The 26805-nt window shown below is 67.7% G+C and carries 23 protein-coding genes; 10 read left to right on the top strand and 13 right to left on the bottom strand.

The genetic code is table 11. From position 1 onward, the window contains the following. Nucleotides 1-58 precede the first annotated feature (58 nt). From ACKN61_RS17760 to ACKN61_RS17745, 4 genes are all read right to left on the bottom strand, one after another. Nucleotides 59-361, bottom strand: a complete 303-nt coding sequence (locus tag ACKN61_RS17760; RefSeq protein ID WP_408950639.1) for a hypothetical protein — start codon at nt 359-361, stop codon at nt 59-61. Then, nucleotides 297-2648 carry an FdhF/YdeP family oxidoreductase gene (locus tag ACKN61_RS17755; protein WP_408950638.1) on the bottom strand — a complete coding sequence of 784 codons (2352 nt, stop codon included), beginning with the start codon at nt 2646-2648 and terminating at the stop codon, nt 297-299. The genes ACKN61_RS17760 and ACKN61_RS17755 overlap by 65 nt, the downstream gene beginning before the upstream one ends. After that, the gene (fdhD, locus tag ACKN61_RS17750; protein WP_408950637.1) at nt 2645-3562 is read right to left on the bottom strand and encodes a formate dehydrogenase accessory sulfurtransferase FdhD; all 918 of its coding nucleotides are present in this window, start codon (nt 3560-3562) and stop codon (nt 2645-2647) included. Before fdhD ends, ACKN61_RS17755 begins: the two co-directional genes overlap by 4 nt. Before the next feature lie 453 nt (nt 3563-4015). Then, on the bottom strand, nt 4016-5857 hold the full coding sequence (locus ACKN61_RS17745; RefSeq protein WP_408950636.1) for a DUF885 domain-containing protein: 1842 nt from the start codon (nt 5855-5857) through the stop codon (nt 4016-4018). A gap of 969 nt (nt 5858-6826) precedes the next feature. Here ACKN61_RS17745 and ACKN61_RS17740 point away from each other — a divergent pair. Next, the gene (locus ACKN61_RS17740) at nt 6827-9484 is read left to right on the top strand and encodes a TonB-dependent receptor (protein ID WP_408950635.1); all 2658 of its coding nucleotides are present in this window, start codon (nt 6827-6829) and stop codon (nt 9482-9484) included. A gap of 622 nt (nt 9485-10106) precedes the next feature. After that, on the top strand, nt 10107-10961 hold the full coding sequence (locus tag ACKN61_RS17735; RefSeq protein WP_408950634.1) for a DUF4349 domain-containing protein: 855 nt from the start codon (nt 10107-10109) through the stop codon (nt 10959-10961). 62 nt (nt 10962-11023) lie between these two features. Here the strand turns inward: ACKN61_RS17735 and ACKN61_RS17730 are convergent, their stop codons facing one another. Further along, nucleotides 11024-11320 carry a hypothetical protein gene (locus ACKN61_RS17730; protein ID WP_031372893.1) on the bottom strand — a complete coding sequence of 99 codons (297 nt, stop codon included), beginning with the start codon at nt 11318-11320 and terminating at the stop codon, nt 11024-11026. A 148-nt stretch (nt 11321-11468) separates the two neighbouring features. On the opposite strand from ACKN61_RS17730, the gene speG reads away from it, so the two are divergent. Then, entirely contained in the window at nt 11469-12053 is a 585-nt protein-coding gene (gene speG / locus ACKN61_RS17725; protein ID WP_408950633.1) for a spermidine N1-acetyltransferase, read from the top strand. 123 nt (nt 12054-12176) lie between these two features. On the opposite strand, the gene ACKN61_RS17720 is transcribed toward speG, so the two are convergent. Then, on the bottom strand, nt 12177-13139 hold the full coding sequence (locus ACKN61_RS17720) for a peptidylprolyl isomerase (protein WP_408950632.1): 963 nt from the start codon (nt 13137-13139) through the stop codon (nt 12177-12179). Between the two features lie 14 nt (nt 13140-13153). After that, on the bottom strand, nt 13154-13615 hold the full coding sequence (locus ACKN61_RS17715; RefSeq protein WP_408950631.1) for a DUF1579 family protein: 462 nt from the start codon (nt 13613-13615) through the stop codon (nt 13154-13156). A 176-nt stretch (nt 13616-13791) separates the two neighbouring features. On the opposite strand from ACKN61_RS17715, the gene ACKN61_RS17710 reads away from it, so the two are divergent. Together ACKN61_RS17710 and ACKN61_RS17705 are read left to right on the top strand one after the other, a co-directional pair. After that, a complete protein-coding gene (locus ACKN61_RS17710) occupies nt 13792-14157 on the top strand; it encodes a PadR family transcriptional regulator (protein WP_031372897.1) in 366 nt (121 codons plus the stop codon). Beyond that, nucleotides 14154-15086 carry a sensor domain-containing protein gene (locus tag ACKN61_RS17705; protein ID WP_408950630.1) on the top strand — a complete coding sequence of 311 codons (933 nt, stop codon included), beginning with the start codon at nt 14154-14156 and terminating at the stop codon, nt 15084-15086. Before ACKN61_RS17710 ends, ACKN61_RS17705 begins: the two co-directional genes overlap by 4 nt. Before the next feature lie 455 nt (nt 15087-15541). On the opposite strand, the gene ACKN61_RS17700 is transcribed toward ACKN61_RS17705, so the two are convergent. The 3 genes from ACKN61_RS17700 to ACKN61_RS17690 all read right to left on the bottom strand — a co-directional run bounded on the left by ACKN61_RS17700 (nt 15542) and on the right by ACKN61_RS17690 (nt 18650). Beyond that, the gene (locus ACKN61_RS17700) at nt 15542-15934 is read right to left on the bottom strand and encodes a hypothetical protein (protein ID WP_408950629.1); all 393 of its coding nucleotides are present in this window, start codon (nt 15932-15934) and stop codon (nt 15542-15544) included. Nucleotides 15935-16467: 533 nt separating this feature from the next. Then, on the bottom strand, nt 16468-17712 hold the full coding sequence (locus tag ACKN61_RS17695) for a polyhydroxyalkanoate depolymerase (protein WP_408953852.1): 1245 nt from the start codon (nt 17710-17712) through the stop codon (nt 16468-16470). A gap of 329 nt (nt 17713-18041) precedes the next feature. Then, nucleotides 18042-18650 carry a class I SAM-dependent DNA methyltransferase gene (locus tag ACKN61_RS17690; protein ID WP_408950628.1) on the bottom strand — a complete coding sequence of 203 codons (609 nt, stop codon included), beginning with the start codon at nt 18648-18650 and terminating at the stop codon, nt 18042-18044. A 147-nt stretch (nt 18651-18797) separates the two neighbouring features. Between ACKN61_RS17690 and ACKN61_RS17685 the strand changes: the two genes are divergently transcribed. Then, the gene (locus tag ACKN61_RS17685) at nt 18798-19220 is read left to right on the top strand and encodes a CopD family protein (protein ID WP_408950627.1); all 423 of its coding nucleotides are present in this window, start codon (nt 18798-18800) and stop codon (nt 19218-19220) included. Nucleotides 19221-19535: 315 nt separating this feature from the next. Here the strand turns inward: ACKN61_RS17685 and ACKN61_RS17680 are convergent, their stop codons facing one another. The 3 genes from ACKN61_RS17680 to ACKN61_RS17670 form a co-directional block, all read right to left on the bottom strand. Next, nucleotides 19536-21245, bottom strand: a complete 1710-nt coding sequence (locus ACKN61_RS17680; RefSeq protein WP_408950626.1) for an alkaline phosphatase — start codon at nt 21243-21245, stop codon at nt 19536-19538. Between the two features lie 308 nt (nt 21246-21553). Next, complete coding sequence (locus ACKN61_RS17675; protein WP_408950625.1) at nt 21554-22726, bottom strand: MFS transporter; 1173 nt, start codon at nt 22724-22726, stop codon at nt 21554-21556. Nucleotides 22727-22855: 129 nt separating this feature from the next. Continuing rightward, a complete protein-coding gene (locus ACKN61_RS17670; RefSeq protein WP_408950624.1) occupies nt 22856-23632 on the bottom strand; it encodes an SDR family oxidoreductase in 777 nt (258 codons plus the stop codon). A 105-nt stretch (nt 23633-23737) separates the two neighbouring features. Between ACKN61_RS17670 and ACKN61_RS17665 the strand changes: the two genes are divergently transcribed. The 4 genes from ACKN61_RS17665 (at nt 23738) to ACKN61_RS17650 (ending at nt 26800) form a co-directional block, all read left to right on the top strand. After that, on the top strand, nt 23738-24163 hold the full coding sequence (locus ACKN61_RS17665) for an ArsR/SmtB family transcription factor (RefSeq protein WP_408950623.1): 426 nt from the start codon (nt 23738-23740) through the stop codon (nt 24161-24163). 176 nt (nt 24164-24339) lie between these two features. Continuing rightward, nucleotides 24340-25665, top strand: coding sequence for a dicarboxylate/amino acid:cation symporter (locus ACKN61_RS17660; protein WP_408950622.1), 1326 nt, complete (start codon nt 24340-24342; stop codon nt 25663-25665). A gap of 105 nt (nt 25666-25770) precedes the next feature. Beyond that, the gene (locus ACKN61_RS17655) at nt 25771-26301 is read left to right on the top strand and encodes a hypothetical protein (RefSeq protein ID WP_408950621.1); all 531 of its coding nucleotides are present in this window, start codon (nt 25771-25773) and stop codon (nt 26299-26301) included. Nucleotides 26302-26362: 61 nt separating this feature from the next. Continuing rightward, on the top strand, nt 26363-26800 hold the full coding sequence (locus ACKN61_RS17650; protein WP_408950620.1) for a GNAT family N-acetyltransferase: 438 nt from the start codon (nt 26363-26365) through the stop codon (nt 26798-26800). The last annotated feature ends 5 nt before the right edge of the window (nt 26801-26805 follow it).

Raw genomic sequence — 26805 nt, 5'->3', positions numbered from 1 at the left:
CGCGCCAGGGCAGCAACGGCGCAAATCGGCCTTCTGGGCTGAGTCAGTGGCGACCGTTTTAAGCGCGATCCTCACCAGCTCGCAGCCGTTCGCGCCCGCGCTCGGTCAACACCGCGACCTGGGTTTCGCCGCGCGTCTCCACCCGCACCCAACCCGGACCGGTATGGCCGCCGATGGCGTCCTCGCCGATCCACGCCAGCTCGCGCAGTAACACACTCATGCGCAGGCCCAGGCGCTTGCACAGGCGCGGTAGCGACACACCGTCGGCTTCGTCGGCCAATATCGCCAGCAGGGCCTCAGTCGACTCGGACAAGGCCGATGTCCTTGGACGCTTGCAAGCTTTGCGCCGCTTGCGGCGCATGCGGGTGCACGAGCACCGGGATCGATTTCGAGGTCGGCGTGCGCGCCTCGTCGGCGAAGCTCGACAGCGGCACCAGCGCGTTGGTCTCGGGGTAGTAGGCGGCCAGGCAGCCGCGCGGGATGTTGTATTCGACCAACAGGAAGCGCCGGGCGATGCGTTCGACGCCGTCCTCGCACAGGCTTTCCAGATCGACCCAGTCGCCGGCGCTCAGGCCCAGGACGGCGATGTCGTCGCGATGGATGAACAACACCCGACGCTCGCCGAACACGCCGCGATAGCGGTCGTTCATGCCGTAGATGGTGGTGTTGTACTGGTCGTGCGAGCGGGTCGTCGCCAAGGTGAACACCGGCCGCTGCTGGCTGGCGCGCGCGCGGTGCACCGGCAGGTCGGTCGGCACCGCATGGGTCTTGAACAACGCCTTGCCCTCGGCATTGAGCCAGCGCCGTTCGGCCGCGGCATTGGGCAGGTGGAAACCGCCGGGTACGCGCACGCGTCGATTGAAATCGTGGAAGTCTTCGAACACCTCGGCGATCTTGTCGCGGATGCGGTCGTAGTCGCCGACCAGCCACAGCCAAGGCACCTTGCTGCGGGCGCCGAGGGTGGCCGCGGCGAGACGCGCGACGATCGCCGGTTCCGACAACAGGGTCGGCGCGGCCGGCGCGTTGATGCCGGCCGACAGGTGGACCATGCTCATCGAATCCTCGACGGTGACGCCTTGCGCGCCGCTGTCCTGGATATCGATCTCGGTGCGGCCGAGGCAGGGCAGGATGTAGGCGTCGCGCCCGTGCACGAGGTGGCTGCGGTTGAGCTTGGTGGTGACGTGCACGGTGAGGTCGCAGCGGCGCAGGGCGCGATGCGTGGCCTCGGTGTCGGGCGTGGCGGTGGCGAAGTTGCCGCCGAGGCCGAAGAAGGTCTTGCAGCGGCCGTCGAGCATAGCCTCGATCGCGCCGACCGTGTCGTGGCCGTGTTCGCGCGGTGGTTCGAAACCGAACACTTCGTGCAGGCGGTCGAGAAAGGCCGGTGACGGCTTTTCGTAGATGCCCATGGTGCGGTCGCCCTGCACGTTGCTGTGGCCGCGCACCGGGCAGGGGCCGGCTCCGGGGCGGCCGATGTTGCCGCGCAACAGCAACAGGTTGCTCAGCATGTGGATGGTCGCGACCGAGTGCTTGTGCTGGGTGATGCCCATGCCCCAGCAGCAGATCACGCTGCCGGCTTGCGCATACAGGTCGCCGGCGCGTTCGAGCTCGGCGCGGCTGAGGCCGGATTCGGCTTCGATGGTCTCCCAGGTTTCCGCGGCGACGTCGGCGGCGAAGCGCTCGAAGCCGCGGGTGTGCTCGGCGATGAAAGCGATATCGATGACGCGCTCGCGGCCTTCGCCTTGCGCCTGTGCGTCGAGTTCGAGGGTGCGCTTGATGATGCCCTTGACCGCGGCCAGGTCGCCGCCGATGCGCAACTGGAAATAGTCCGAGGAGATCCGGGTCGAACCGTTGTGCAGCATCTCCAGCTTGTCCTGCGGGTCGGCGAACTTCTCCAGGCCGCGTTCGCGCAAGGGGTTGAACGAGACGATCGCGGCGCCGCGCTTGGCCGCCTTGCGCAGCTCGCCGAGCATGCGCGGATGGTTGGTGCCCGGGTTCTGGCCGAAGATGAAGATCGCATCGGCGACCTCGAAATCGTCCAGCAGCACGGTGCCCTTGCCGACGCCGAGCTGGGCCTTCATCGCCGTGCCCGAGGGTTCGTGGCACATGTTGGAGCAGTCGGGGAAGTTGTTGGTGCCGAACTCGCGCACGAACAACTGATACAGGAACGCGGCTTCGTTGCTGCAACGCCCGGAGGTGTAGAACAAAGCCTGGTTCGGCGAATCCAGCGCGTTCAGATGTGCGCCGATGCGGGCGAAGGCTTCGTCCCAGCCGATCGGCAAGTAACGGTCGCTGGCGGCGTCCCAGCGCATCGGATGGGTCAGGCGGCCCTGGTTTTCGAGCCAATGGTCGCTGTAGCGCGCGAGCTCGGCGACCGTGTACTGGGCGAACAGTTCCGGTGTCGCGCGGTGCTTGGTCGCTTCGGCGGCCACCGCCTTGGCGCCGTTCTCGCAGAACTCGAAGGTCGAGGTGTGGTCGCGGTCGGGCCAGGCGCAGCCGGGGCAGTCGAAGCCGTCGGGCTGGTTGGCTGAGAGCAGGGTGCGCGCGCCGTGCACCGGCACGTCCTGTTCGAGCAGGTGTCGGGCGACGCTGCGCAAGGCGCCCCAGCCGCCGGCGGGGCCGTCGTAGGGGCGGATGGTTTTCTTGCTCATGAGTTCGCTTCCATTGCGTCGTCGTCGCCGTCTTCGTCGGCACGCGGATCGCGCGGGCCATTTTCGATCAGGCGCCGTGCATGGGTGTAGACCGCGTGCCCGTCGTCGCGGGCGAAGCCGATCAGGGTGAGGTGGGCCGAGTCGGCCAGCGCGATCGCCAGCGCGGTCGGCGCCGAGATCGCGGCCAACAGTGGGATGCCGGCCTGCGCGGCCTTCATCGCCATCTCGAAACTGGCGCGGCTGGTGACGACGGCGAAACCCTGCAAGGGGTCGAGGCCGGCGGCGACCAAGGCGCCGATCAACTTGTCGAGGGCATTGTGGCGGCCGACGTCTTCGCGCACGAACAACAGGCGACCGTCGCGGTCGGCCCAGCCGGCGGCATGGGTGGCGCCGGTCAGGGCGTTCAAGGGTTGGCGTTCGCGCAGCTCGCGCAAGGCGCGGTGCAAGGCCCCGACGCGGATCGGCGCGCTGTCGCGCAGGCGCGGCGGCGGCCGCAGCACCGCTTCGATGCTTTCGGTGCCGCATACGCCGCAACCGCTGCGGCCTTGCAGGTTGCGCCGGCGTTGTTCGAGCGCGGCGGCGCGGGTCTCGGGAATGGCGAGCTGCAGGGTGATGCCTTCGAGCGAAGTCGCGATTTCCCCGACCTGCAGCTCGTCGGCGTGGGCGACGATGCCTTCGCTGAGCGAGAAACCCAGGGCGAAATCGGCGAGGTCCTCGGGCGTGGCCATCATTACCGCGAACGGCGTGCCGTTGTAGATCAGCGCGACCGGCACTTCGGCGGCGATCGCATCCACGGTGTCGTCGACGCGCGCGCCACGGCGGCGGCGCACCGGGCGCGACACTGCGCCGGCGCGTGCCGGGTCGGGCGTCGCCGATGGCGGGCTTGCCGACGCCACGGCGTTGTCACTGGACATGAGACCTCTCCGATTACGAAGGTTGTTGCCTGGCTCTGCGCCACTATGCGCTCCGGGACATAAAGCGAGGGTCAATCCGGAAGCGTGAGCGAGGCTATCCCAGGCGAGTGGCGAGGTATATCACCGGTCGATCGGTTCTCGCCTTCGCTTGCCGCGATCCAGGAACGGGGCCGAGGCCGAGGCCGGGGCGACGCGGCCGGTTGTGGCGTCATTTCGTCGTCTGGGACAGCCGGGTCCGCCGTGGTTTCGTCGCTGCCGAGGCGGCGCGGTCGCGGCTTGCGCCGCTCCTACCCAAGAGCCGCGCAACAGGAGTAGGAGCGGCGCAAGCCGCGACCGCGGGCGATCAGCGGCGGCGTCACTCCGGCTGGCCGCGTGCGCGATAGGTCAGGTGGAAGAACGCACTCCAACAAAAAGCCCGCCATGCGGCGGGCTCCCGTTGCGGCGAACCGATCCTCAGAGAATCGGTTCGTCCAGCATCAGCTCGCGCACGAACCGCACCGGCGGTGCGCCGTAGGACAGCACCTGGTCGTGGTAGGTCTTGGCGTCGAACTTCGGTCCGAGCTTGGCTTCCACGGCCTTGCGCATGTCGAAGTGTTCCTGCGCGCCGACGAAATAGGTCGGCAACTGCGCCGAGGTCAGCTGAGCGCGGACCCATTTGCCGGCGGCTTCGCGCTCCTGCTGGAAGGTCTGCTGGGTCATGAACTGCATCGCCTGTTCGCGGCTCCAGTCTTCGACCTGCACGCCTTGGTCGAGGATCGCGTTGCCGATGCTGCGCAGGTAGAACTTCAGCTGGACCAGGCGGAACAGCGGGTCGTTGTCGAGATAGCCGGCATCGGCCATCACGTCCTCGGTGTAGACCGCCCAGCCTTCGGCGAACACGCCCGATCGCAGCACCGCGCGCAGGGTCGACGGCGCCTTGGCCGAATGCGCGCCTTCCAGGTAGTGGCCCGGCATCGCTTCGTGGATCGACAGCAGATGCACCATGCGCGTGTTGTACTCGCGCAGGAAGGAGTCGACCTGGGCATCGCTCCAGTCGTCCGGAATCGGCGAGATCGCGTAATAAGTGTCCAGACCCTTGTCGAGCGGGCCCGGCGAATCGCAATAGGCCAGCGCCACGCCGCGCTGGAACTCCGGCATCAGGATGATCTTGACCGGCGCGTCGGGCACGGTCACCAGGTTCTTGGCGCGGGTGAAGGTGGTGGCTTCTTCGAGCGTCTGCTTGGCGAAGTCGACGACTTTGTCGCGCGCGGGCTTGTCGGCATAGGCCAACTCGAGCGCGGCCTCGATCGCCTTCTGCTGCTGTTCCGGCTTCGGCTTGTCCGGCAATTCCGGCGCGCCCGGCTTGCCCGTCAGTTCCTTCTGCGCGATCGCGTACATCTCGGCGCGCACGCGGGCCAGTTCGGATTGCGCGCGCTGCATGATCTCGGCGCGCGACAGCGAGGAGTTGAGCGAGAACTTCAGCTTTTCGTCGTACAGGGTCTGGCCGATGCGGAAATTGCCCTTGGCGTTCGGCACCAGGGTCTTGTCGAGCCATTCCTGTTGCTCGGCGACGGCCTTGCGCAAGCCGGCGACGGCGGCGTCCAGGCGCTTGCGCTCGGCGCCCTTGAGCTGGCCGGCGTTGGGCACGATGAAGGTGTCGATCAGGCTCAGCACGCCGGCGTTCTGCTTGGCGACGGTCTCGGCGTGGATCTTCGGCACCCGCGCCGGGTCGAGGTTGGCGCGGGCCTGGGCGAAGATCGAAGGGATCTTCTCCATGCGCGCGGTCGCCGACTTCAGGCGCTGCGGCATCGGCGCGAATTCGCGCGCCATCAGGTTGTAGATCGCGTCGCCGGCCAGGCCGCTGTAGACCATCGGGTCCCAGGCCCAGTTCTGCAGGGTTTCGATCGACCACACTTCCGAACGCAGGCGGTTGCGCAGGATCGCCGCATCGACCTGGTTCTCGCGCGACAAGCGGGTGGCGTCGACGGCATCGAGTTCGGCCAGCAGCTTGCGGTTGAAGTCGAGTTGGCGCTGGCGGCCGGCGGCGCTGAGGTCGTCGATCTCGCCATCGAAACGGTGGTCGCCGATCTGGGTGGCGCTGACCGGGTTGATCCGCATGACGCCATCGAGCCAGCGCTTGGACAGCGCGGCGAAGGCGGCATCGACGGCCGGGTCGGAGCTCGCCGCGGGCGCGGCGGCGGTCTTGGCCGTGGCGGTGGGCGCGCCGGTTTCGTGCGGCCCGCAGGCCGACAACGCGAGGGCCAACAGGGCCGGAGTGAGGACGAAAGAGAGCTGCGAGGGACGCAACAGGCGCATATCCGATCTCGGTCGAGGGGGGCGGCCGGGCCGCAATGCGCGGAGGATATGCGAAGGCGATGGGGTGCGCATGGGTCATAGGTCCGGGCGGGGAGCGGGGCTGCGGGCCGATATGGGCAAGCTGCGGCGGTCGGCCGCCGGCCGTGTGCCACAACCGAATGCGACTTTTCCGATCCTGTCCTCTGCGCAACGGCCGTGTCCGGCGTCGGATTTCGCGGTTTCCGCGGGCGCTGGCGACATAACCATCGGCAATGCGCTCATGCGCCCCGCGGCATGAGGCGACCTGAATAATGAACACCGGGCCGCACTGGCGCGATCGCGTGCAAGCCTTGGCCTGCGGGGCTTGCGTGCGATTCGCCCGATTCGCCGGCGCATCGCCCGGTTCAGGATCGCAGCGGCCCATGGCGGCGAAGCCGGCGAGTCGGCCGTCCGCGTCGATTGACGTCGCTTTATCGCGATGCAACATATCTCTCGTCGCCGGCCTCGGCGGCCCTTTCTCCGCTGCCGAAGACTTCACCGTGCATCCTGCAGGACCGACGAAACCCCATGCCGCATCGCGCCGTTCCATGCGCGCCTGTCGCTGTCGCGAGTGTTGCCGCTGAATCGCGCATCGCTTCGTCTCCGTCCGTCCGCTCGCTCTTCACGTTCGTCTTTGCCGCCATGTCCGCTTCGATCCTGAAATCTCCGCTCGCGACCATGTTCGCTTCGCTGCAGCTCCGGGCCATCGCGCGAATGCCGATGCGCTGTCGCTGTAGCCGGCAGGTGATGCCCGCGACGGGTTGATCCTGCCAGCAAGGTTTTTCGCCCGTCCCGGATCGGTACGCGGCCGCGCGGCAACGCCGTCCCGCGATTCCCTCTCCTTCTCGTGACCGCACTGCGCTTGCGCAGCGCCGGCGGCTGCGTGCCGTTCCGGGCGGGCGTTCTTGTTTGTTTTTCGTCTTTCCCTTCGACTCGTCCCCAGGAAGCCCCATGTCCCTCGCTCTTGTTTCGTCCCGCCCCGGCGTGCGCTACCGACGCCTCGCTCTTGCGCTTTCGATCGCGCTGGCCGCGCCGCTGGCGCAGGCCGACGATGCTGCAGCCGCGACCGCAGCCGACGCCGCGGCCGGCGTCACCCTCGACGCGGTCCAGGTGACCGGCACCAACCTCAAGCGCAGCGACGAGGCCGGGGTCAACCCGGTGTTGGTGATCGATCGCGCGCAGATCGAGAAGAGCGGCAAGGTCACCGTGTCCGACCTGCTGCGCAGCCTTACCGTCAACAGCGGCAACAGCTTCAACGAGCAGTACACCGGCAGCTTCGCCAACGGCTCGGCCGGCGTGTCGCTGCGCGGCCTCAGCCAGAAGAACACTCTGGTGCTGGTCAACGGTTATCGCGTGGCCTCGTATGGTTTCGCCCAGAACACCCAGGACAATTTCGTCGACCTCAACGCCTTGCCGTTGGGCGCGATCGAGCGCGTGGAAATCCTCAAGGACGGCGCGTCGGCGCTGTACGGTTCCGACGCGATCGCCGGCGTGGTCAACCTGATCCTGCGCCGCAAGATCGAAGGCCTGGAAGTCGATGCGGCCTATGGCGCGGCGACCGAGGGCGGCATCGATCAGAGCAGCCTCGGCCTGCGCGCCGGCCACGGCGATTCGGCCAAGGACGGCTACAGCCTGCGTTTCAGCCTGGACGTGTTCAAGCGCGGCCGTCTCGACGCCGACGAGCGCGACCTGACCCGCGACGGCGACTATCGCGACCAGCCCGGCGGACGCCTCGCCGGTTGGTCGACCCAGGGCGGCGCCTACTTGTCCAACCCGCGCGCGCCGGTGGCGTTTGCGTGCCAGCCCGGCACCCAGTCGCGGCCCTACGCCGACTTCGGCAGCCCGTTGCCGGGCAACGCTTGCGCGTTCAATACCCAGCCCTACCGCACCCTGGTGCCGGACGTCGAGCGCTACCAGGCGCTGGTCGCCGGCGACGTGTGGTTCAACGATTCGCTGCAGGGCTTCGCCGAGATCCTCTACAGCACCAGCCACAACGGCACCTATTTCAGCGCGCCGATGTCGGTCGGCGCCGGTCTGCGCGCCTACGACCGTGGCACTGGTCGCCTGGTCGACATTCCGGCGGTGTTGCCGGTCGGGCATCCGAACAATCCCAATGCGGTGCCGACCCCGTTCGAGTATTCCTTCCTCGACCTGGGCGCGCGCTACAAGATCAACAAGTCGCAATTCCAGCGCACCCTGGTCGGTTTGCGCGGCCACGGCGAGACCTGGGACTGGGAAGTCGCCGCCAGCCATTCGGAGAGCCGCCAGCGCGAATACGTGCGCAACTTCCTCAACCGCTACGCGTTCGAACAGACCCTGGCCAGCGGCAGTTACGACTTCCTCAACCCCTCGCGCACGCCGGGCGCGCTCGATGCGCTGCGTCTGTCGACGCGGCGCCCGGGCACCTATCGCCTGAGCACGGTCAGCGGCAAGGTCTCCGGTTTCCCGTGGCAGTGGCGCGCGGGCGATGTCGGCGTCGCCGCGGGCGTGGAGTTCCGCGACGAGGCCCAGGACGCACGCACCAGCCCGCAGGTGCTGTCGGGCACCGAGCTGCGCCCTGCGATCAACCTGATCGACGGCAGCCGCCGCGTGTCGGCGGCGTTCTTCGAGCTCAGCCTCAAGCCCTGGCAGCAGGTCGAAGTGCAGTTGGCCGGCCGCGGCGACCACTACGACGATTTCGGCAGCGCGTTCTCGCCCAAGCTAGGCATCCGCTGGCAGGCCAGCGACGATTGGCTGTTGCGCTTGAACGCGTCGCGCGGCTTCCGCGCGCCGTCGTTGCCGGAGATCGCGCAGAGCACCACGATCAGCTACGGCAGCGTGATCGACCCGTACGACCCGGTGCAGCCGGGGGCCTCGCGCGGGGTGACCATCCTGCGCGCCGGTAATCCCGACCTCAAGGCCGAGCGTTCCAGCAACATCAACCTCGGCGTGTTGTGGGCGCCGGACGCCGACACCAGCCTCGGCGTGGACCTGTACCGGATCCGCCAGGACGACCTGATCGCGCCGGACAACGTCCAGTTCGTGGTCTCCAACCCGCAGACCAATCCCGGCCGAGTCACCCGCGATGCGCAGGGCCGCTTGCAACTGGTCGAAAACCGCTACGCCAACCAGGGCACGCTGACCACGACCGGCTTCGACATCGAAGGCCGCAAGGTCTGGCATGCCGGCGAGGCCGACTGGATCCTCGACGGCACCTGGACCCGCCTGCTGAGCTACGAGCAGCCGCAAGTCGCTGGCCAGGGCGCGCTGGAAGGCGCCGGCGGCAACCGCTTCGGCGCGCTGCCGAAGTGGCGCGGCATCACCTCGCTGGCGTACGGCCGCGGCGACTGGAACGCACAGCTGTCGTGGCGCTACATCGGCGGTTACCGGCAGCAGGTCGTCGATGCGCGCAGCAACCCGGGCCTGGACGCCAAGGTCGACGACCACCACCAGTTCGACCTGTACCTGGGCTACGAAGGCCTGCGCGATACCACGCTGTATTTGTCGGTGCAGAACCTCGCCGACAAGGACCCGCCGTTCGATCCGGCCGGCGGCGCGCTGCCCTACGACATCAGCCAGTACGACGCCTTGGGCCGGTTCGTCACGGTGGGGTTCAAGCACAAGTTCTGATCGCGCGATCCCATGCACGACTGTGAAGTCTCTGGATCCCCGCTTTCGCGGGGATGACGGCTCATACGAGCGCGGCGCAACTTACCTAACGTCGTTCCCGCGTAGGCGGGAACCCAGGGCTTTACCGAGGCATCGCTCTGAAGTCTCTGGATCCCCGCCTATGCGGGGAAGGCGGCGGGGTGAGACGCAGCGAAATCTATACGTCGTCGTTCCCGCGAAGGCGGGCTCCGCTTTACTTCGGCGGAGCCGAACACCCAGGGCTTCATTGAGGCATCGCTCTGAAGTCTCTACGGCACGGCCAGGGCGCTTGGCGCCCTGGCGTTCATGGCTGCGCGAGCCAGTGGCTCGCAAGCGCATCCATTCACCCCCGCCTTCGCGGGGATGACAGTTGGAGAGTTGTAGCGAGATCTACCCACGGTCGTTCCCGTGAAGACGGAAATCCAGTGCTTCACCGCGGCACCGCTCTCCGGTCTTTGCTGTGTTTCCGAGGGGTGTTCAACCCCGAAGGAGGCGGCCCGACGTTAGTCATCGTGACGGCGCCCAGCGGAAACCCGCTGCGTGCCCGGCCGCGGTGGCATAGTGCGCGGGCCGAAGGGATCACAACAGGCCAAGGAGAAAGATCATGGGGTATGGATTCGCGAAGCGGCTGCTGGCCGCGACGTTGGCGGTGGGGCTGCTCGGCGCGTGCAGCAAGCACAACGCCGCGACGATGGAAGAGTCGGTCGCCGCGCCCTCAGTGCCGATGGCCGAGCTCGGCAAGCCCGATGCCGGCGGCTCGGCGCCGTCGCCGGACAAGGCCGATCTCGGCGTGTTGCTGGCCTACGAGCACCGACTGCGGATCCGCTTGCCGGGCGAGCGCATCGCCGTCCAGGCCCAGGCCGTGCAGGCGGCCTGCAACGGCGGCAAGCTCGGCGCCTGCGCGGTGCTCGGCATGAACCAGAGCGGCGGCGACGAGCCGAGTGCGACCCTGCAGGTGCGCATCGTGCCCGAGGGCGTCGAGCCTCTGATCGCATTGGCCGGCAAGGGCGATGAGATCAGCGAACGCAGCATCCAGGCCGACGACCTGGCCACCGCGGTGCGCAGCAACACGATGTTGCAGGACCGCTTGCAGAAAGAGCACGCGCGCTTGCTCGAGTTCCAGGACCGCAAGGACCTCAAGGTCGCCGACGTGCTGACCCTGTCGAACCGCATCGCCGAGATCGAGGCGCAGTTGCAGGGCGCGCAGCAGGAGGCCGCACAACAGCAGCGGCGCATCGCCACCCAGTTGGTGACCTTCAACTTCGAGACCACCCGCGCCCAGGCCAGCCGCAGCGAGATCGGCGAAGCCTTCCGCGATTTCGGCGGCATCGTGGCGGCGGTGGTCGCGTTCCTGATCCGCGCCTTCGCGGTGTTGTTGCCGGTGCTGGCGGTATTGCTGCCGCTGGTGTGGCTGATCCGCCGCACGATCCGCAATCGCCGCAAGGCCCGAGGCGGCTGATAGCGCCGCGCGCCGCCGGCCTGCGGGCCGGCGCTGCGCCCGTGATGGGCGCAGTCGCCGGCTCAGCGTTCTTCGTCGGTTTCGAACTCGACCAGCACGTCCAGGTCGAAGGCCAGCGCTTCGACCGCTTCGCGGACCTTGTTCGCGGTGGAGGCGTTGGGCGCGTCGACTTCCAGCTCGTGCACGCCGGGGCCGGCGTCGTCCGGCAGGCCGGCGGAACTGGAATCGGAGTCGTCCATATGCGGCATCAGGTCGGCGACTTCCTCGACGTGTTCGATGCCTTCCAGGCTCGACAGCAGGTTGCCGATGGCGCGCGCGTCGTTCTCGTTGCCGGTGATGCGCAATCTGAGCAGGGGCATGGCGGAACCTTCGCGCAGTGGGGAGTCCGCAGGCTAGGCAGCCGACGGCTAAGGCGATGTGAAGCGCCGCCGCCGGTCCGTCTATTGCGATGCGCAACGTGGGTAAAACGTCACACCGGCTGCATGCCGGTGGAGTAGGGTAACGGCCATGACTACGACCTCCGCCGACGAGCATCCCGTGCCGAGCGTCACCCTGCGTCCGCTGGAGCGCGGCGACCTGCATTTCGTCCACGTGCTCAACAACAACCGCAGCGTGATGGGTTATTGGTTCGAGGAGCCCTACGAGTCCTTCGTCGAACTCGAAGAGCTGTACCGCAAGCATATCCACGACCAGTCCGAGCGCCGCTTCATCGTCCAGGACGGCTCGCAAGAGCGGGTCGGGCTGGTCGAGTTGGTCGAGATCGACCACCTGCACCGGCGCGCCGAATTCCTGATCATGATCTCGCCCGAACAGCAGCGCCGCGGTTACGCGCGCGCGGCCACCGACATGGCGATCAACTACGCCTTCCGCGTGCTGAATCTGTACAAACTCTATCTGCTGGTCGACGTCGACAATTCGCGCGCGATCTCGATCTACGAGCAGGCCGGGTTCCAGCGCGAAGGCGTGTTGATCGACGAATTCTTCAGCGACGGGCGCTACCACGACGTGGTGCGGATGTGCCTGTTCCAGCCGCAGGCGCTGGAGCGCGGTGCCAGCGCCAAGCCGCTGTCGCGCGGGCCGGAGCGGGATTGAGTCCGGCGCCGGGCGGCGCCGAACGGGACTGAGGCCGATGCCGATCGGCACCGAACACGACTGAGGCCGGCGCCGAACGGCGCCGGCCATGCAAGGCCCGGCGCCGGCGATGCAACGTTACTTTCAGCGCTTCTTACCCTTGGCCTTCGCCTTGGACGGCTGCGCCGCGGCTTGCGCGGCCTGCTCGCGCACCGGCAGCGGCACGTTGCAGATGTTGATGTGGCCGGCCGGTTGCTTGTACCAATCGTCGCGGCGGTTGCGGCGCGATTCGACCAACTCGGCGAACAGCGGCGTATCGGTGCGCAGCACTTCCAGGTTGGCGCGTTCGGCCTTCGGCACGTCGGCGGCCAGGCGGATCGCGCGGATCGGCGTGCGCTCGGCCGGGGTCTCGTAGAAACCCAGGTTGCCGGTGCCGCGCGGCAGCGACGACAGCAGCTCGATGCCCTTGACCACGCGCCCGACCGTGGTGATGTTGCGGTCGAGGTGGCGCGGCGATTGCCCGGTCACCACGTACAGCTCGGTGCCGTTGCTGGAATCGGCGGCCATGTCGCGACCGGCGCCGACGGTGCCGTAGCAATGGGCGAGCCAGCTCGAACCGGTGGCCGAATCGCGTGCGGCCGGGAAGCCGGCGACGAAGCCGGCCTCGGCCGCCCAACCGTCGGCGTCGGGCAGCACGGTCATCGCCAGGCCCTGGCTCTTGCGGGCGAATTCCGCCGGCAGCTTCGGCTTGACGCCGCGGCCGTAGGGCTTGCGCTTGGCCGCGTCCTCGGCGTTCGCGTCGCCCCATTGCACGACGTAGTTGTCCTGCGAGCGGTTGATGCTGAGGCCGTTCCAGTACTGATTGGTGGCCAGGGCGCGGATGTTGGCGACGTGCGCCGGCGCGAACTGCGGCGCCAGCTCGATCACCACGCGGCCGCGCGGCAGTTCGACGTACAAGGTGTTCTTCGGGTCCAGCGCGCGCCAGTCGGCGGGCTGGCTGGCGTCGAGGATCTCCTGCATCGGGCGCGCCGGCGTCTGCGCCGCGGCGGTCTGCAATGCGGCGAGGGTCAACAGGCTCAGCAGGGCGGTTTGCGGCATCGAACGCATCGGGCGATCTCCTGTCAGGGCTGGCGAGTGTAGTCGCCGCGCATGAATTCGGCGAAGTCGGTTTCGCCCGGGAAGCGGTTCTCGATGACGAAGCGGTGGCGCTCGCCGTCGAGTTCGTAGCGATAGCGCGATTCGCCGCGCGGGGTGACCTGGTCGAAGTGCAGGCAGTCGCCGTGCCAGCGCCCGCGTGCCGGCGCGGCCGGATAGCCCAGCGAGTCGAACCACCACCACAGCACCTGATCGCTGCCGGGCTCGACCAGGAACACGCCATGACCACGGAACACGGTCTTGCCGTCGCGGTCTTGGCGGTAGTCGTGGATCAGCGCGCCGCCGTCCAGGGCGATCCGGTAGTGGCCATGGCCGACCGAGGCGGCCGTCGCGCCTGCTGCGTCGGCATTGCGCTCGGGCCCTGACCAGGCTCCGGCGAGGCGGTGCAATAGGGCGAGCTGGGTGGGGTCGGGGCGGGGCGATTCCATGGCGTCTGCATGACCTCTTCGGTGATGTCGTCGGGCCGGGCGGTGCGGCCGGGTCGCCGCAGCGTACCCCAGCCCCACGAGCCGAAAGCGGCCCTGCGCCTCGTCCTGGTGACTATCGGCACATTCGCTATACCGAACTTCGCACTAGTCTGACCTCAACGATAGCGGAGAGCGACATGACCGACTTCGATAACCAGCTGCGAAAGTTCCAGAAAGAGCTCAGCGCCGGCACCGTCTCGCTGGCCCTGTTGGCGGTATTGGCCTCGGCCGCCGAGCCGATGTACGGCTACCAGATCGCCAAGCGCCTCGAGCGCGAAGGCGAGGGCGTGCTGAGCGGCAAGCAGAGCGCGCTGTACCCGGTGTTGCGCAATCTCGGCGCCGGCGGCCTGCTCGACAGCCACGTCGAGCCCTCGGTGACCGGCCCGCCGCGCCGTTACTACCGCATCACCGAAACCGGACTGTCCGTGCTGCGCGAATGGGTCATGGCCTGGCGCGCCACCCGCGACTCCGTCGATTCCGTCCTTCAGGGGCTAGCACTATGAACACCACCGCCGCCACCGGCTCCTTCGCCCGCCCCGACAGCGCACTGCCGCAGTCGATACCGGACTACCTCGATCGCCTGCGTGCGGCCCTGGCCGGCGCCGACAAGGCGCTGATCCAGGACGCGCTGTACGACGCCGAGGAATACCTGCGCTCGGAGATGGCCGAGAACCCGGGCCAGAGCGAGGCCGAGGTGATCGCCGCGGTCGCCGGCAGCTACGGCGCGCCCGACGAGGTCGCCGAGATCTACCGCGACACCGAGGTCAAAGTGCAGACCGCGCTGCGCCCGCCGGCACCGAAGCCGCGCAAGTCGCTGCTCGGGCGTTTCTTCGGCGTCGCCGCCGAGCCGCGCACCTACGCCGCGCTGTTCTACATGCTGTTTTCGCTGGCGACCGGCATCTTCTACTTCACCTGGGTCAATGTCGGCGTGTCGCTGTCGCTGGGCCTGCTGGTCCTGATCATCGGCGTGCCGCTGCTGATTCTGTTCCTGGGCTCGGTGCGGATCCTGTCGCTGGTCGAAGGCCGCCTGGTCGAGGTCATGCTCGGCGAACGCATGCCGCGCCGGCCGCTGTACCACAACCGCGAACGGCCGCTCCTGGAACGCATCAAGGACATGTTCGCCGACCCGCGCACCTGGACCACGCTGATCTACATGCTGCTGATGCTGCCGCTCGGCATCGCCTACTTCACCGTCGCGGTGACCGGCCTGAGCGTGTCGTTGTCGCTGATCTTCTTCCCGCTGCTGCGGCTGTTGGGCATCGGCACGGTGCAGTTCGATGGCTACGACGTGTTCATGGCCTGGGAGCCGTGGTCGTGGCCGGTGGCGATGTTGATCGGCGTGGCATTGCTGTTCGCGACCCTGCACGTCGCACGCTTCGTCGGCAAGTTCCACGGCCAGATCGCCAAGCACCTGCTGGTGCGCTTGGGCTGATAACCCGGCGCGTGTCGCGGCCGATGCCGTGGTCCCCGAACGCAACGAAGCCGGCCCGAGGCCGGCTTCGTTGCGTTCGGGCGTCCGTCAGCCGCCGAATTCGTTTCGGCCGGTTCGCTTTCGCCTTTGCTTTCGTTTTTGCTTTTTTGCCTGTGCTTTTGTCTTTGCTGCTGCCGTTACTGCTGCTGCCTTCATCGCTGCCGTTGCTGCGGTAGCCGTTGCTGTTGTCCCTCTTTTGAAAAAGGGGGGGCAGGGGGGATTTGCTTTTGCTTGCCTTCGCGCATCGCACCGAACAGCAAATCCCCCGCGCCGAAACCGGCATCGGGCTTCGTGCTTGCGCCGGGCGCTCGCCCCCTATTCAAAGGGGGCGATGTGAGAGGCGTGTCCGGAGAGCGCTGCTCAAGCGTCGTTGTTGCGATTCGTTTGCCGTTGCGGCGCGCAAAGCAGGCTACGCATCACTGCAGGAAGCAGCTGACCTTGACCTGCAGGAAGCTGGCTTGTTCCTGCTGCATCGCGGCCTGGCAGACCGGGTCGGTCGACGAGCCGGCCTGCTGGCACTTCATCGCGCGTTGCTGGGAAACGATGTTGTACATCTGTCGGTTGACCGAGCACTGCGGCGTCGGTGCCGGGCATTGCGCATCCATCAGCTGCCAATAGACGTTCTCGACCTGCTGGCGCTGCTGGCAGATCGGGCTGTTCGGGCCTTGCGCAGTGCAGGCCTGGACGCGCTGGATATGACTGATTTCGACTTGGATGCGCGCGGACTGGCAAGCCGCGGTGGCGGCGGAGGCCGCACCCGAGCACAGCAGCAGGGCGGACAGGACGGCGGAAACGGTGGCGAGTTTCATGCGGTTCTCCTTGAATCTGGGGCAGTGGAACGACGGGAGGATGAAGCACGACCCGAGGCAAGGGCGCGGGCAGAGCGCCGGTGGCTTGCGACAGGACGTAGGGGCGCGCGATCGCAGTCGGCGTTTGCGCTTGCCGCGAGCGCGCGGGATGGCGCAATGCGGTGCGTCGGCGTTGCGGCGGGCGATGGCGAGGAAACGATGCGATGCGGCATTGGGCCTTCCTGGCATGTCGCGAACGGCGTCGCCGGTTCGCGTGGTCCTGATCAGTTCGAGCTGATTCGCCGGGCTGATTCGATGCGGCCTCGAAGCGAGGGCGACGGCACAGGCAGCGTTCGGTGGGGCGCGGCGATCCTTCAGCGGGCCTCACCGCCGACTCTATCCGCAAAAATCGCCGGGTCCTCGCGGGGACAGCCGCGTTTGCAACGCAGTCGACAGTTTTCCGTGCCAATCGGCGGGGGGCGTGCAAAAAAAAGCCCGATGCATGGCATCGGGCCCGGGTTGCGGCGGCGGTGCGCGCTATGGCGCGGGAAAGCTCAGGCCGAGTACTTGGCGATGAACTTGCGCACCTGCGGATAGACCTGCTCGCGCCAGCGGCGGCCGCTGAAGATGCCGTAATGGCCGGCGCCGAGGATAGTCAGGTGCTCGCGGTCGGCTTCGGCCACGCCGGTGCACAGCGTGTGCGCGGCGCGGGTCTGGCCCTGGCCGGAAATATCGTCGAGTTCGCCTTCGATGGTCAGCAGGGCGGTGTTCTTGATCGCGCCCGGATTCACCCGTTCGCCGGCGACGTCCCACAGGCCGCGCGGCAACAGGTGCTCCTGGAACACCACGCGGATGGTGTCGAGGTAGTACTCGGCCGGCATGTCGAGCACGGCGTTGTATTCGTCGTAGAAACGGCGGTGCGAGTCGGCGTCTTCGAGGTCGCCCTTGACCAGGTCCTGGTAGAAATCCCAGTGCGACTGGAAATGCCGCTCCGGGTTCATCGCGACGAAACCGCCGTGCTGCAGGAAGCCGGGGTAGACGCGGCGGCCGCGGCCGGGGAAATTGGCCGGCACGTGATGGATCAGGTTGCCCTCGAACCACCACAGCGGCTTGTGCACGGCGAGGTCGTTGACCTGGGTCGGGCTTTCGCGGGTGTCGATCGGGCCGCCCATCATCACCAGCGAACGCGGCGTGGCTTCGCCGCGCGCGGCCATCAGCGAGACCGCGGCGAGCACCGGCACGGTCGGCTGGCACACGCTGATCACGTGCAGGGTGTCGGCGCCGATCAGGCGGATGAAATCCTGGATGTAGGCGACGTAGTCGTCGAGGGTGAAGGCGCCGTCCTCGGCCGGCACCATGCGCGCGTCGACCCAGTCGGTGATGTAGACCTTGTGATCGCGCAGCAGGGTCTTGACCGTGTCGCGCAGCAGGGTGCTGTGGTGGCCCGACAAGGGCGCGACCACCAGTACCGGCGGATCGTCCTTGAGCTCGGCGATGTTGTCGGCGTCGTCGGCATAGCGCTTGAAGCGCAGCAGCCGGCAGAACGGCTTGCGCTGCATCTCGCGCTCGATCACCGGATAGGCGTTGCCGTCGATCTGGATCGAGTGGATGCCGAACTCGGGCTTCTCGTAGTCCTTGCCGACCCGGTACAGCAGTTCGTAACCGGCGGCCAGGCGCGAGGCGCCGGGCACGGCCGAAAGCCAGCTGCCGGGCGCGGCGAACATCTTCGCGCCGGCTTCGGCCCAGTAGGTCATCGGCGCCATCCAGGCACGGCCGAGTTCATGCATCTGATAAAGCAGCATCGGATGGGACTCTCTGTGACGTTACGACTGTGGCGGTACGGCCTGAGGCCGGAGCGTCGAGGGCTCCGGTCCGGGTGGTTTGCTGCGCCGCAGCATAGCGGATTGGGACGGCGGTCGCGTGAATGGCCTTGGCGAGTGCGACCCGCGTTCCAGGATGCGCTAAGACGCCGCGGCGTCGCGGCTCTGGGGCTGTCTTTAGGAGCGGCGTGAGCCGCGACCACCGTAGAGATGCGATACCACGCATCTGCCCCAGGCCAGGCTGCGACAGCAGCGTTGGCGTCAGTCGCTTCGGCGGTCGCGGCTTACGCCGCTCCTACAGAGAAGACTTACTCGGCGGTTTCCAAGGCCGCGGTACCGTCGCGCAGCCCGGGCGCCAGCCACAGGTGCGAGCCCAGGCTGGCGAAGCCCTGGGCGGCGAAGCGTTCGCGATAGAACTTGGCCGGGCGGCGCTTGAAGCCGACCGTGTCGCCCTCGATGCCGTCCTCGCGGCTGAAGGTCTCCAGGAAGGCGACGCCGCCGCAGAGTTCGGCCAGGCCGGACAGGCCGCGGTCGAGTTCGCGGGTGTCCAGGTAGTGCAACACGTCGCTGCAGATCAACAGGTCGACTGGGGCGCAGGGGCGCAGGAACTCGAAGTCGCCGAAGCGCGCCAGATGCAGGTTGCGACTGCGGCCGTAACGGCCGATCGCGTACTCGCTGCTGTCGAAGCCCAGATAGCTCGCGCGCGGCCGCAGCTTCAACAGCGGCGCCCGCCACGGCCCTTCGCCGCAGCCGATGTCGAGCACGCTGCGCAGCGGGCGCTCCAGGTGGTACTCGGCGGTGGCCACGGCCAGCGCGACCTTGCGCGCCAGGCGGGCGCTGCCGCCGATGGCCTGGTCCTTGAGGGCCGGGTCGCGGTACCAGCGCTGGAAGTAGTCGCGGTCGTACTGTTTGCTCATGGGATCATCGGCGTTGCGTGGAGCGTGGCATCCTATCGCGCCCGGCCGGCGGACAGGGTGCGGCGCGATGCGCGCCCGCGCTTTGTCGGATGATCGCTCATCGGTTCCGCCCGCCGACACCGCCAGCCGACTTCAGGACGCCCGCGCATGAATGCCTATCTGTGGACCAAAACCTTCCATCTCGTGTTCGTGATGGCCTGGATGGGCTCGGTGTTCTACCTGCCGCGGATCCTGGTCAACCTGGCCGAAGCCGGCGACGAGCCGGCGGTGCGTGCGCGCCTGGTGCTGATGGGCCGGCGCCTGTACCGCTTCGGCCACATCATGTTCGGCGTCGCCGCGATCCTGGGCGGTGTGCTGTGGTTCGTGTTCCACATGAGCGGCGGCTGGCTGCACGCCAAGCTGACCGTGGTCGCGGCGATGCTGGCCTTCTACATCCTCACCGGCCGCTGGCTCAAGGGTGTCGACCAGGGTCGCGCGCTGCCGTCCTCGCGCAGCTTGCGCATCTTCAACGAGATCCCGGTGTTCGCCCTGATCGCGATCGTGTGGCTGGTGTTGGCCAAGCCGTTTTGAACCGGGAATGGGGAGTCGAGAATCGGGAGTCGTGAGCGGGATCGCGCTGACGGCCGAGTAACGAAAAACGGCGACCTGCTGGCAGGTCGCCGTTTTGTTGTTCGCCCTGAAGAAGGGGCTGGGCGCGTTTCGTTGTTCGCCAGTGCGCCGAAGGGCAAATCCCCCGCGCCGAAACTTGCATCGGGCTTCGTGCTCAGGTCGGGCGCTCGCCCCCTTCGTCAAAGGGGGCGATGGGAATGCGCTGCCCCCTTTGCTTTTGCTGTTCCCCCCTTTGGAAAAGGGGGGGCAGGGGGGATTTGCTCTAACGCGAAGGCTTCAACGATTCTTGAAATCGTCCGCCTTCGGCAGCGCCAGCGGAATCGCGTTCGCGTCGCAATCGCCCTTCGCGCACAACGCCGCGCGCAGCTTCGGCATGCTCTGCAGCATGAAGTGGTAGATCGTGTTCTGCTCGACGCTGCCGCGCACGGCGTCGCTGCCGGGGCCGCGCGCCCAGATGCCGACGTCGTCGCCGCCGTGGGTCTCGGCATTGGTCGGGACCAAGGCTTCCTGCATGTAGTCCGGATGCTCGGTATCGACCTTGCTCAGGTCCGGGCGGCCCTTCTCGGCCATCTGCGTGCCGCTGACGGTGTGCGGGTAGCGGTGCGGGCCTTCCGGCTGCTGCGCGCTGGCGCCGACGTAACCGGGGCCGTTGCTGTAGTTGAGGGTGGTGTAGGGCATGCCGAGCGCGTCGCGGGCGTAGTCGCTCGGGTCGCCTTCTTCGCCGCTGCTGCCGCGCACCTTGCCGAGCATCGGGTTGCCGCGCACCGGGTAGCCGACGAAGCTCAAGGTATGCGAGTGGTCGGCGGTGACCAGGATCAAGGTGTCGTCGGCCGAGGTCGCCTGGTTGGCAGCCTCCACCGCTTCGCTCAGGGCGATGGTGTCGGTGAGGGCGCGGTAGGCGTTGCCGAGGTGATGGGCGTGGTCGATGCGTCCGCCCTCGACCAGCAGCACGAAGCCGTTGTCGCCCTTGATGCGCTTGAGGCGCTCGATCGCCGCGGTGGTCATCTCCGCCAGCGAGGGTTCGCCGGCGCCGTCCTGCGGGCGGTCGTGCGAGAACTGCATATGGTCGGGTTCGAACAGGCCGAACAGCGGCTGGTCCTTCGGCGCCGCGGCGAATTGCTTGGCGTTCCAGACATAACTGCCGCCGGGGTGGCGCTGCTTCCAGGTCGCGATCAGGTCGCGGCCGTCGAGGCGCTGGCCGACTTTGTCGTCGTACTCGGGGTCGCGCTGTTCGACGGTCATGAAGTTTCCGCGGCCGCCGCCGAGCAGCACGTCCGGGCCGGTGCCGTAGGGCGATTCGATCATCTGCCGGGCGATGTCGGCGCAGCCTTCGGCCTTGGCTTTCTCCGGCAGGTCCATGTCGTTTTCCCAGTTGCGATCGGCCGAATGGCTGAAGGTCGCGCCGGGGGTGGCATGGGTAACGCGGGTGGTGGTGACCACGCCGGTCGCCAGGCCGCTGCTCGCGGCGAGCTCCCACAGGGTCAGCATCGGCGCCGCCAGCGCGCCGGCGCAATCGCCACGCGCGGCCTGTTGGCCGATGCTGAGCACGCCGGCGCGGGTCTTCACCCCGGTCGCCATCGCGCTCATGGTGCCGGCCGAGTCCGGCGTCTGCGAATCGGTGTTGTAGGTCTTGCTGAGCGCGGTCGCGGGGAAGCGTTCCCAACTCAAGCGGTTCTCTTCGCCCGGCGCGCCCTTGAGCTGGCCGGCGAGGATGCGCGCGGCGGCGACCGTGGTCAGGCTCATGCCGTCGCCGACGAACAGGATGACGTTCTTGGCCTTGCCGCCGCTGGCGCCGCGTTGCGCGGCCTGGGCGGCGCCGTCGCGATACCACCAGGCCGGCGTCTCGCCCTGCGGATGCTGGATCGCGGGGACCTCGATGGCGACGCCGTGCGCCGCGGGCGCATCGCCGCGCGTGGGCGCCGACGCGGCGCAGGCGCTGAGCAGCGCGGGAACGAGAAGGACGGAAGCGGTACGCAGCTTGGACATGGACGGCCGGCTTGGGATGACTAGCCGGCGATTATGCCCCGGGTCTGTGACGGCTATAACGATCGCGGGGAGATGCCCTGGGGGGATCGCCTTTGCCGGTCGTGGCGGTCCGCCTGGAGGCGAGGTTGGCGCGGCGGTTGCGGACGATGGCGTCGTGGCTGCGGCGGCGTGGTCGCGGCTTGCGCAGCTCCTGCACTAGGCCGGCGTCGCTTATGGGTAGGAGCGGCGCGAGCCGCGACCGCGACCCTTCGGCGACGACGCTGCCGACCCGCAGGCCGCGCCGACACCGGCCTGCGCAACCGCCGCGATCAGATCGCCATGTCGAGGCGACGATCCGCGCGATGTTCGAGGAAATTCACCACCAACCCGAGCCCGATCACGAACGCGGCGACCACCAGGATCTGGTTGAGGCCGACCTGGCGCAGCACCACGCCGCCGATCAGCGAACCCAGGGCGATGCCGATGTTGTAGCCCGACACGGTCAGGCTGGAGGCGATCTCGGCCGAACCCGGAATCAGCCGGCGCGACACTTCGATGCCGTAGTGGCCGAGCGACGGCGTCGCGCTCATCGCGAACAAACCAAGCACCAGGATGCCGGCGTAGGCCGCCGAGGGCAGGCCGATCAGGAAATAGATCGCCAGGAACAGCGCCGCGATCAGGGCGTAGTTGAAGCCGATCGTGCGCGACACCCCGAAGCGCGCCGCGGCGATGCCGCCGACGTGATTGCCCAGCACCACGCCGATGCCGAACAGCAACAGCAGCAGATTGGCGGTGTCCTGGCTGTAGCCGAGCGAATCGATGATGAGCTTGGGCAAATAGGTGTAGGCGATGAAGTAACCGCCGAACAGCAGCACGATCTTCATCAGCGCCGACAGCACGCGCGGGTTAGAGATCACTTCGACGAAACCGACCGGTTGCGCAGCGGCCTCGCGGGCGCCGGCGCGTGCCGGGATCCACCGCCACATCGCCGCGGCAGCGACGAAATAGCTGGCGCCGAGCAGCCAGAACGTCGCCTGCCAGTGGTAGTGATCGCTGACGAATCCCATGATCGGAATGCTCAACACGATGGCGATGGTCAGGCCGGACACGACCTGGGACATGCCTTCGATGGTCGAGCGAGTGCTGAGCTTGCCGGCCAGCGGCATCGCCAGCGAGAAGAACAGGCCGTGGTTGGCGCCGAGCAACAGCCGCGCGACCAGCAGCAGGCCGAAGTGCTCGCTGGCCGAAGCGAGCACGGTCAACACGCCGGCCAGGGCCATCGACACCGCCAGGGTCAGGCGGGCGTCGTAACGCTGCAGCAACCGAGTCAGCAGCGGCGCGCCGATGGTCACGCCGATGGCGTAGATCGCCACCAGCCACCCGAGCTCGTCGCTGCTGCGGTGCAGTTGATGGCTCAGCGACGGAATCAGCCCGACCGTGCCGAATTCGGCCGAGCCGAGCGCGAAGGCGCCGAGCAGGAGAGAAAACAGGGGTTTATTCATGGGGCAGGAATCGAGAATCGAGAATGGGAAGGGCAAGAACAGCGAAAGCGAGAAAGACGGGGCGAAAGTACGGATCGTTGCGGAACCGCTTCTGCGATTCCCTATTCCCGATTCCCCATTCCCGGCGGCTTACAAATGACTGCCGCCGCTGGCATCGAGCGTGGTGCCGGTGAGCCAGCGGCCGTCGTGCGAGGCGACGAAGGCTACCGCATCGGCGATGTCCTCCGGTTGGCCCACCCGTTGGATCGCCTGGCTCTGCAAAATCGCGGTGCGGCCGGCGTCTTCCTGCAGGAAGGTGTTCATGACCGTTTCGATGGCGCCGGGCGAGACGTTGTTGACGGTGATGCCGCGCGCGGCGAACTCGGGCGCGAGTTGCAGGGTCAGGGTTTCCAGCGCGCCCTTGCTGGCGGCGTAGGCGGCCAGGCCCGGGGTGGCGACGCGGGTCGACAGCGAGGAGATGTTGACGATGCGGCCGCCTTCGTTGAGGCGCGGCGCGGCCTGCTGGATGGCGAAGAACACGCCTTTGACGTTGACGTCGAACAGACGGTCGAACTGCGCCTCGGTGGTGTCGGCGGGCGTGGCGACCACGGCGACGCCGGCGTTGTTGACCAGGATGTCGAGGCCGGGCCGGCCGGTGGCGTCGAGCAGGAACGCATCGAGTTCGACGTAGGCCTGGGCGATCGACGCGACCGAGCCGAGGTCGGCGCCGATGGCGACCGATTTCACGCCCAGGGCGCGGATCTCGGCGGCCACCGCTTCGGCCTCGTCGCGCGAGGCGCCATAGTTGATCGCGACGTGGGCGCCGTCGCGGGCCAGGCGCAGGGCGATGGCGCGGCCGATGCCGCGGCTGGCGCCGGTCACGAACGCGGTCTTGCCGTGCAGGGGGTTGCTGGAAAGCGTGCTCACGATGGGTGTCCGAGTGGGGGGAGGACGATGTGTTATTCTGTTGTTCCGATATTCGGAACTATGGAAACCATAGCAGCAGGCCTCGGCTTGTTGCAAGCTGTCGCCATGAGACCCTTGCATCACCCCGCCATCGACGACATCGAGATGACCAGCGTGCTGTACGCGCTGGCCGATCCGGTGCGCCTGGGCATCGTCCGCTCGCTGAGCCGCGACCATCCGGTGTCCTGCGTCGGCGCCTGTATCGACGAGGAACTGCCGCGCGCGACCTTGTCGCGGCACTTCGACGTGCTGCGTTCGGCCGGCCTGGTCAACACGGTCAAATCCGGAACGCAGTATCTCAACACCCTGCGCTGCGACGATCTCGAACGGCGTTTCCCCGGCCTGCTGCGGGCGATCCTGGCCGGTGCCGGCGGATCGCAGCCGGCCAGAAAGTCGCCTGCGAAACTTGCAACGAAGCCGGTGGCCAAGGTGCCTGCGCGCGGACGCCGCGCCGAGGCTTCGCGCACGCCGCCGGCGAAGGCCCGCGCATGAAAGCGCGGACTGCGTCGCGCTGTTTTGCCGAAGCGGTCGCTCTTCATGAAATTTCGTTGCCGGCTTATGCGCTAGGGTTTGCCGGCGGCGTATCGAACCTGTTTATGGTGTGCCGCTCGCTCCGCGCCGGGCTGGTCCGGCCGGAGTCTTCCGACGAATCTTCTGGATAGTCCGTCATGACCGCCTTGCTCTCCGCGTGGTTCCGCATTCCGTTCTGGCAGCGCGTGGTCGGCGGCTTCGCGCTCGGCGCGCTCGCCGGCTGGGCTTTCGGGCCGGCCGCCGAAACCTGGTTCGGCCCGCTCGGCGATCTCTACGTCACCCTGATCAAGATGATCGCGGTGCCGCTGGTGTTCTTCGCGGTGATCAACGCGGTGGCCTCGCTGCACGGGCAGAAGTCGATCGCCGCGCTCGGCGGACGCACCTTCCTGTGGTTCGCGGTCACCGCGGTCCTCGCCGTCGGCATCGGCCTGGCGGTCGGCACCGTGCTGCAGCCCGGCAGCGGCGTGATGGGGCTGGCGATCGACAGCGGCTACAAGCCGCGCGACGTGCCCAGCGTGACCAAGGTGCTGCTCGACGTGGTGCCGAGCAATCCGTTCTACGCCCTGACCGGCATCGGCGCGACCAAGAACGCCGCCGGCGAGACCGTGCTCGCGGCCGGCAAAGGCTCGATCCTGCCGGTGATCTTCTTCGCCGGCCTGCTCGGCTTTGCGATGGTCAAGCTAGGCGAGAAGGTCGCCGGGGTGCGCAAGCTGGTCGGCGAGACCAGCGACCTGATGATCCAGGTCACCCGCTTCGTGCTCGAAGTCACCCCGATCGGCACCTTCGGCCTGATCGCCGCGCTGGTCGGCGCCTACGGTTTCGAGAAGCTGCTGCCGCTCGGCAACTTCGTGTTCGCCCTGTACCTGGCCTGCGCCCTGCACATCGTCGTGGTCTACAGCGGCCTGCTGCTCGCGCACGGGCTGAACCCCTTGAAGTTCTTCCGCGGCGCCGCGCCCGGCATGCAAGTGGCGTTCGTGAGTTCGTCGAGCTTCGCGGCGATGCCGGTGGCGATGCGTTCGATCACCCACAACCTCGGCGTCAATAAAGACTATGCGGCGTTCGCTTCGCCGCTCGGCGCCAGCATCAAGATGGACGGCTGCGGCGCGATCTATCCGGCGCTGTGCGCGGTGTTCATCGCCCAATACACCGGCACGCCGCTGACCGCCGACCAGTACTTCATCGTCATGATCGCTTCGGTGCTCGGCAGCTTCGGCACCGCCGGCGTGCCCGGCACCGCGGTGATCATGGCCACCGTGGTGCTCAGCGCCGCCGGCCTGCCGTTGGAGACCATCGGCTATCTGTATGCGATCGACCGCGTGCTCGACATGATGCGGACCATGACCAACGTGACCGGGCAGATGCTGGTGCCGGTGCTGGTGGCCAAGGAGACCGGCCTGCTCGACAAGGCGGTCTACGACGCGGCGCCGACCAATGTCGGGATCGAGGAAGAAAGCAAAGCCTGAGCGAGGACGAAGGCCATGCAGAGTGCGAGGCGTCGATACAAGCGTGTAGGCGGAGCGGTAGCGGCCTTGCGGTTCGCGAGCGCATTCCGGTGGCCATCGCTGCTGTTGGCTTCCAGCCTGCTGGCGGCGTGCGCGACGCACCCGAACCCGCCCGAGGCCGAACAGACCGGTCGCAGCGGCCAGGTCGGCGTGCGTTCGATCGACAAGCTGATGCCGGCCAGCGAACGCATGCAACTGGCCGACAATGAAACCTTCCAGATGCCCCTGGCCGAATACGGCAACCCCAGTCCGCTGTATCCGCCGGTGCTGCTCGCCCAGCGCCTGCCGCCGCAGACCATCTGCCTGCGCGTGGCCATCGGCGAGGACGGCAAGGTCATGGACAGCCAACCGATCGACGATGCCGCCAGCGGCTGCCCGCGCCCGGCCCAGACCGACCCGCGCTTCGTCGAAGCCGCGCGCAATGCGGTGGCGCAGTGGCGTTTCGACCCGGCGTTCCGCTGCGTCTATCCCGGTGCGCGACCGATCGACGAGCAAGGCTGCGTCAGCGGCCGCGAAGAAGCGGTCGCGGTGAGCCTGGCCTTCAGCTTCGTGTTCGAGCAGGAAGACGGCAAAGGCTCGGTGCGGGTCGGCGGATAAGCCGGCGCGTTCGTCGGCCGGATCGAAGATACTGGCGGCCTGCACAGCGAAGGAGTTCGGCATGACCTTCGAATTACCCGCGATCGAACTGGTCGAAATCTTCCCGCAGGTCGAGGACTACTGCCGCTTGCGCATCCTCGCCGGCATGTCGCCGCGCACGCCGCAAGCAGCGGCGCGCGGCCTGCCGAACACCTTGTACGGCGTGAGTCTGTTGCGCGAAGGGCAGGTGGTCGGCATGGGCCGCATCATCGGCGACGGCGGTTGTTTCTACAGCGTGGTCGACATCGCGGTGACGCCGGACCTGCAAGGGCGCGGATTGGGCCGGCGCATCCTCGACGCGCTCGACGCCTGGTTGCGCGCCAACGCCGAGCCTTCCGCGTTCGTGACCCTGGTCGCCGACGGCGACGCCCGGCATCTCTACGCCAAGTACGGTTTCGCCGAGAGCGCACCGCATGCGGTGAACATGGAATATGTGGTCGGCGCACGCAGTGCAGGCTGAGCGTC

This window comes from Lysobacter sp. Hz25 (assembly GCF_046097045.1).
Taxonomy (GTDB): Bacteria; Pseudomonadota; Gammaproteobacteria; order Xanthomonadales; family Xanthomonadaceae; genus Lysobacter; species Lysobacter antibioticus_B.
Note: the sequence above shows the minus strand (reverse complement) of the source record. Positions and strands in the feature narration are given on the sequence as shown.

Bases quoted from the DNA above. Each gene is read 5' to 3' on its own strand.
- ACKN61_RS17685 (WP_408950627.1), top strand. From the start codon at position 18,798: ATGAATGCCTATCTGTGGACCAAAACCTTCCATCTCGTGTTCGTGATG.
- fdhD (WP_408950637.1), bottom strand. From the start codon at position 3,562: ATGTCCAGTGACAACGCCGTGGCGTCGGCAAGCCCGCCATCGGCGACG.
- ACKN61_RS17740 (WP_408950635.1), top strand. From the start codon at position 6,827: ATGTCCCTCGCTCTTGTTTCGTCCCGCCCCGGCGTGCGCTACCGACGC.
- ACKN61_RS17760 (WP_408950639.1), bottom strand. From the start codon at position 361: ATGCGCCGCAAGCGGCGCAAAGCTTGCAAGCGTCCAAGGACATCGGCC.
- ACKN61_RS17730 (WP_031372893.1), bottom strand. From the start codon at position 11,320: ATGCCCCTGCTCAGATTGCGCATCACCGGCAACGAGAACGACGCGCGC.
- ACKN61_RS17755 (WP_408950638.1), bottom strand. From the start codon at position 2,648: ATGAGCAAGAAAACCATCCGCCCCTACGACGGCCCCGCCGGCGGCTGG.
- ACKN61_RS17700 (WP_408950629.1), bottom strand. From the start codon at position 15,934: ATGAAACTCGCCACCGTTTCCGCCGTCCTGTCCGCCCTGCTGCTGTGC.
- speG (WP_408950633.1), top strand. From the start codon at position 11,469: ATGACTACGACCTCCGCCGACGAGCATCCCGTGCCGAGCGTCACCCTG.
- ACKN61_RS17715 (WP_408950631.1), bottom strand. From the start codon at position 13,615: ATGGAATCGCCCCGCCCCGACCCCACCCAGCTCGCCCTATTGCACCGC.
- ACKN61_RS17735 (WP_408950634.1), top strand. From the start codon at position 10,107: ATGGGGTATGGATTCGCGAAGCGGCTGCTGGCCGCGACGTTGGCGGTG.
- ACKN61_RS17690 (WP_408950628.1), bottom strand. From the start codon at position 18,650: ATGAGCAAACAGTACGACCGCGACTACTTCCAGCGCTGGTACCGCGAC.
- ACKN61_RS17705 (WP_408950630.1), top strand. From the start codon at position 14,154: ATGAACACCACCGCCGCCACCGGCTCCTTCGCCCGCCCCGACAGCGCA.
- ACKN61_RS17680 (WP_408950626.1), bottom strand. From the start codon at position 21,245: ATGTCCAAGCTGCGTACCGCTTCCGTCCTTCTCGTTCCCGCGCTGCTC.
- ACKN61_RS17720 (WP_408950632.1), bottom strand. From the start codon at position 13,139: ATGCGTTCGATGCCGCAAACCGCCCTGCTGAGCCTGTTGACCCTCGCC.
- ACKN61_RS17650 (WP_408950620.1), top strand. From the start codon at position 26,363: ATGACCTTCGAATTACCCGCGATCGAACTGGTCGAAATCTTCCCGCAG.
- ACKN61_RS17710 (WP_031372897.1), top strand. From the start codon at position 13,792: ATGACCGACTTCGATAACCAGCTGCGAAAGTTCCAGAAAGAGCTCAGC.
- ACKN61_RS17665 (WP_408950623.1), top strand. From the start codon at position 23,738: ATGAGACCCTTGCATCACCCCGCCATCGACGACATCGAGATGACCAGC.
- ACKN61_RS17675 (WP_408950625.1), bottom strand. From the start codon at position 22,726: ATGAATAAACCCCTGTTTTCTCTCCTGCTCGGCGCCTTCGCGCTCGGC.
- ACKN61_RS17745 (WP_408950636.1), bottom strand. From the start codon at position 5,857: ATGCGCCTGTTGCGTCCCTCGCAGCTCTCTTTCGTCCTCACTCCGGCC.
- ACKN61_RS17660 (WP_408950622.1), top strand. From the start codon at position 24,340: ATGACCGCCTTGCTCTCCGCGTGGTTCCGCATTCCGTTCTGGCAGCGC.